The sequence below is a fragment of the Enterococcus sp. GPZ-007 genome (genome assembly GCF_059374735.1).
Genome location: NZ_JCAFYN010000085.1, coordinates 1 through 5,319, shown reverse-complemented (window position 1 = coordinate 5,319; position 5,319 = coordinate 1). Strand labels below are relative to the sequence as shown.

Genomic DNA, 5,319 nt, shown 5'->3' with positions numbered 1-5,319 from the left:
TAGCCCAATCACCGATAAAAAAGATGATTGGGCTTCATGATAATAATATATATTTGTAAATCTAATTGATTCAATAGGTCAAGGATTCCCTTGAAACATCAAATTCTTTCACTTAAAACAATTTGAGATATTTTATAGAAAATGAATTAAATATTCACAGTGTGAAATATTTAGTCAAAGTGTTTCGTTGTTTTTTTCACTGATATAGATTCTTTTCAAGTAGTTTACTCTTCTAAGTGACTTGTATCACCTATTTTACCTAGGGTGTACTTCCCATCCTTATATTTAATCGTTGTTATACTACAATTTTCTATATCTTCTCCTTTATACTCTCCAGGAGCAATGGTATCAATTAAGGCTGGAATTGTTCCACCAGATGTAACAATCAGGACATTTCCCCCGCCTTTTTTAGTGGTCTCCTTCATTATTTTGTCTGTGGCTTCTTTTACACGATTTAATATTGAATCATAGTTTTCCGCCTCCTCTAGTGGATCTTTCTCAGCAATTAAATCAGCAACACCTGCTACTCCACCAAGAGAATCTTGCATCTCAAAATACTCTTCTTCTTTAAATCCAGTATCATTAAATGCAACTTCGTACATTTCAGTATTGGTTTTACCTTCAAAACTACCAAAATTCCATTCTTTAAGGCCATCTAGCTCTGTAATTTGTGGCTTCTTATTCTCATTTTTCTTTAGAATTTCCTTTGCTGTATTTCGTTGTCGGCCTAAATCACTCGAATACGCACCAACAAACTTCACATTAGAAAGTTTGTCTCCTACTTTTTTTGCCTGTTCAACCCCAACATCTGTTAGAGGCGAATCGCAGAACCCCTGTACTTGACCTGTTGTGTTAAACCAAGTTTTTCCATGCCTAACCAAGTAAATGATTGTCTCTTCATTTTTTGACGTTTCCTCATTGTTTCCGGCATTATTTTCTTTTGCACATCCTGTAATGAAGAAAAATGCCCAGCTAAATAATGCCAATATTTTAATTTTTTTCACATGTATGCCTCCATTCCTATCGACAGATAAGGGGTTAATAAGGAACTATTTTGACTGTTGCTTCTTGTGCTTGCCCTACAACAAAAAATGGATACGATCCAGGATGGGATTATCAGTCCCGAATCTGATTGTGTTAAAGCCATGCAGCGAAGATTGAATGATGGGATATTTTAATGTGATCTTCAAAGGTTAAAAGGATGTGTACGGGAAATTGCGTACACATCCTTATGTTTCTCTAACAGGCTTGGAAGGAATAAAGTGTTTACAACAAGGTCATTCGCAGCTCATTAAACTAAGCTATTCTAATTTTCTCTCAATTATTTATGTAGTTAATATTCTATCTGCTATTCTGGCTTAGACTTTTCGGTAATCATTCTTCATTTTCTAAAATGAAGTTCCAATTATCCCTTGAGACTCAATTTCTTTAATCTTCGCTAATTAGACACTAAAAATAGCTGACTTATCTTCCACTTCCAATAGACACTTCTACTTCTTTAGATTTGAGTAGGTGTGCAAAACGCTCCTTCTTTCGTGAAAGATATTCTCTTTGCTCTTTTATATCAGTTAATTTCTTAATAAGCTGGCTATCAAGATTATCTAAAAAAATAATTTTTTCTCTTAATTCCGATGCAGTAACTTCTTTTTCATCAAAAAGAAAATCCTTTATCTCTTTTATAGAAGCCCCCATATTTCTTAGATGAATAACTTTACCAATTTCTTCTAGGTCATCATCTGAATAGGAACGAGTTCCATTGCTGTCACGTTGGATATTGACCAAAAGCCCTTCACTTTCATAATACCTCAATGTATTTTTAGATACCCCATATTTTTCTGCTACTTCAGTGATTGTGTACATCTTGATCCCTCACTTCTAGTTTAATAGTTGTGTCAGTTTAGCATGGATACGAAATTAATCCAATAGAAAATTTTTGCAAAGAATGAAAGTTCGAGTTCCCAATTCGGTAGATTAAAAAAAATTTTCGAAAAAGTCTTGCGTTCATGTTACACGAACCTGCTATTATCTACCTGTTACAATTTTTAAAACAAAACAGGAGGTAATTTCAATGAGTAAAAAACAAAAATTAACCTTAATAACAGGGGCAAATCGCGGAATGGGATTTGAAATGGCAAAAGAAATAGGAAAAAAAGAGCATCGTATCCTATTAGGAGCTAGAAATGAAGAAAGTGGAAAAAATGCAGTTAAACAGCTCGAAGAATTGCATATTGATGCAGATTTTATCCAAATAGATGTATCTAATCATAGTTCAATTTTGCAAGCAGCTGAGACGATTAAGCAGCGATATGGCTATTTAAGTATTTTAATAAATAATGCAGGAATTTCTCTCGATAATTTTCGTACACCAACACAATTAGACTTAGATACTATAAGAAAAGATTTTGAAGTTAATTTCTTTGGTTTAATTGATGTAACACAAACAATGTTGCCATTACTTGAGCAAACCGATGATGCTAAAATTTTAAATATTTCTAGTGAGATGGGTTCCTTAACGGCGGCTACGTCAGTTAATTCGCCACTTTATAATGCAAGTGCTGCTGGGTATCAATCATCTAAAGCTGCTGTCAATATGTACACTATTAAACTAGCAAAAGAATTATCAGAGCGAACTGATTCGATCATAACAGTAAATGCCATTGATCCTGGTATGGTTGCTACAGATTTTGGTGGTGGAACCGCTGAAGATGCAAAAAAACATGGTGCCAAAAGTATTGAAGAAGGCATCGCAAGAGCTGTGGAGCTTGCTATTTCAAATGAAAATAAAATTACTGGTACATTCAGTAATACTAGTGGAACTGTAGCATGGTAAAAACTGATTTATATAAATCAGTAAGTCAAATGAAGGAGCCTACGTAATGAAAAATAAAAAATACAATAATCTTATAAACGGTCAGTTACAAGGAGCAGCAGAATACCTGAGCATTTTTTCTCCTATCGATGGAAGCCTAATTGGTGAAACACCATCAATGTCACAAAAGGATATAGATGGTGTCATGGAAGCAGCAAAAGCAGCTCAACCTAGTTGGGAAAAAATTCCTCGAAAGGACAAAGCAAAACTATTATACAAAACAGCAGATCTATTGGAGCAACGTGTTGATGAAATCGCTGAGATAATGATGTGGGAAATTGCAAAAAGCTTAAAAGATGCGAAGAATGAAATAATCCGTACAGCAGATTTACTTCGTTATACAGCAGATATTGGTGTGGAATCAACTGGAGAGATTATTTCAGGTGGTTCTTTTGATTCAACGGCTGAAAACAAGCATGCTTTTATTACTCGCAAAGCAATGGGCGTGGTTTTAGCCATTGCCCCATTTAACTATCCTGTAAATTTAGCTGCTTCGAAAATTGGTCCTGCACTTATGGGCGGAAATGCTGTCGTTGTAAAACCAGCATCACAAGGAGCTATTAGTACTCTATCACTAATCAAAGCCTTTATTGATGCAGGGATTCCAGCTGGAGTAGTCAATAGTGTTACTGGTAAAGGTAGTATAATTGGTGATTACATCGTTACACATTCACTTGTAAATTTTATCAACTTCACCGGTAGCACTAAAGTCGGTGAACACATTGGAAAATTAGCAGGTATTAAGCCGATACTTTGTGAACTTGGTGGTAAAGACGCTGCTCTCGTTTTACCTGATGCCGATTTAGATTTATCGGCCAAAGAAATTGTCGCTGGGGCTTTTAGTTACTCAGGTCAACGATGCACAGCCATCAAGCGTGTATTAGTAACATCAGAAAATGCAAATATGTTAACAAACAAGCTACAAAAAATCGTTAAAGAATTATCCGTTGGAATGCCTCAAGATAATCCTACAATTGTACCTGTTATTAATAATACTACTGTCGAGCAAACAAGGAGCTTATATGAAGATGCGATTAAAAAGGGTGCTACGGCTATTCTGCCATTAAAAATAGAGAAAAATCTGGTTTATCCTACTTTACTTGATAATGTAACAGGTGATATGGACCTTGCTTGGGTTGAACCATTTTCCCCAATTTTGCCTATTATACGTGTACAATCAGTTGAGGAAATGATTGAGGTGGCAAATGCATCTGAATATGGATTACAGTCCTCTGTCTTTTCAAATGATTTACAACAAGCTCAAAAGGTTTCTAACGCTTTAGATGTCGGAACTGTTCAAATTAACAACCGTACACAAAGAGGTCCAGATAATTTCCCATTTTTAGGTATAAAAAAATCGGGTATTGGCATTCAAGGCATCAAATATAGTATAGAAAGTATGACTCAAATGAAGTCGATTGTTGTTGATATGTAAACAACTGCAAAGTTGCCAAAAAGAGAGCTTAGCAGCTAAATTGGGGTATTTTTTAGTTGAGTACTCCCAGTAGGTAGAATACCTTAACAACTTGTAGATCTAGAAAAAATATTCTTATCTATAGGCAAAGCTAAATAGATTCAACACTATGGTAAGTAAATGAGGTCCTTTCCAATACGTACAGAAAGTTTATCATTAACTGATTAGGCACTATAGTTTGCTTTGAATATGATTTCCGTATCTTTTATTGTGTAGTTCTTTATACATATTAATAGAGTAATTCAAGAAAAACCTAAATGACATTTGCTTGTTATTTAGGTTTTTTCATGTTTTAAATAGTCTTTTCTTTTATAGAACTATTTTTAACTGTTCAACAGCCAATAATTAACTAGTCTATCAGAACTACTTATAGAATCTTTCCTGAGTTTTTCAGTAAAAACAATGTCGGAAGTTGTGTTCCTACTTAGGTGGCAATGAACAATGATGATATTGGATGAATTATATAGTATTTCGGGTTTCAAAATGTTTCTAGGTACTGCGATTGCTTGGTTAATCGTACCAATAGAAGTTAAATTAAAAAATGTTGACTCCTTTTTCGTATTCAACTCAACGACATAAAGATGTTCTCAACCCTTCTTCTTTCAAATAAGGTTCAAAAAGCTCATAGGCCAGCCGCATGCTGGTAATTCTTTTCTTTTTCTCGTCACCGATCTGCAATAATCTATCCTTCCGATTCATTTTTATCTATTAAATGTGCTATAAAGCCTGTCATACCGGGGAAAAATAAAAAAATATCATCATTTATGATACGGCTCCGCGAGATAATCTATTTCGCACTTTCCATAAGTTTATGAAGAAAAAAAATTATAATCTGGATTTAAAGTTGTGCTCTTATTATTAGTCGCCTTTTAAACCAATTTTTTATAAATATTTCTGTAATTATCTTTTCTTAAATGCTCCACTAGTTCCGGATTCATGGAATATAGAGTAATAAATTTCGAATAATATGAGAGTC

Annotated in this window: 4 protein-coding genes and 1 pseudogene; 2 read left to right on the top strand and 3 right to left on the bottom strand. The window is 34.3% G+C overall.

All coding sequences use genetic code 11. The features are described from left to right. Positions 1–224: 224 nt before the first annotated feature. A complete protein-coding gene (locus AC4J95_RS20895; RefSeq protein ID WP_494551520.1) occupies positions 225–1,004 on the bottom strand; it encodes a histidine phosphatase family protein in 780 nt (259 codons plus the stop codon). Between the two features lie 460 nt (positions 1,005–1,464). Next, positions 1,465–1,860, bottom strand: coding sequence for a MerR family transcriptional regulator (locus tag AC4J95_RS20890; RefSeq protein ID WP_494551519.1), 396 nt, complete (start codon positions 1,858–1,860; stop codon positions 1,465–1,467). A 208-nt stretch (positions 1,861–2,068) separates the two neighbouring features. Here AC4J95_RS20890 and AC4J95_RS20885 point away from each other — a divergent pair, with 208 nt between their 5' ends. Both AC4J95_RS20885 and AC4J95_RS20880 read left to right on the top strand, forming a co-directional pair. Beyond that, complete coding sequence (locus tag AC4J95_RS20885) at positions 2,069–2,830, top strand: SDR family oxidoreductase (protein WP_494551518.1); 762 nt, start codon at positions 2,069–2,071, stop codon at positions 2,828–2,830. 46 nt (positions 2,831–2,876) lie between these two features. Continuing rightward, positions 2,877–4,304, top strand: coding sequence for an aldehyde dehydrogenase family protein (locus tag AC4J95_RS20880; protein ID WP_494551517.1), 1,428 nt, complete (start codon positions 2,877–2,879; stop codon positions 4,302–4,304). A gap of 362 nt (positions 4,305–4,666) precedes the next feature. Here AC4J95_RS20880 and AC4J95_RS20875 read toward each other — a convergent pair. After that, positions 4,667–4,918 (bottom strand): annotated as a pseudogene (locus AC4J95_RS20875) (JAB domain-containing protein); the annotation flags it as partial. Between the last annotated feature and the right edge of the window lie 401 nt (positions 4,919–5,319).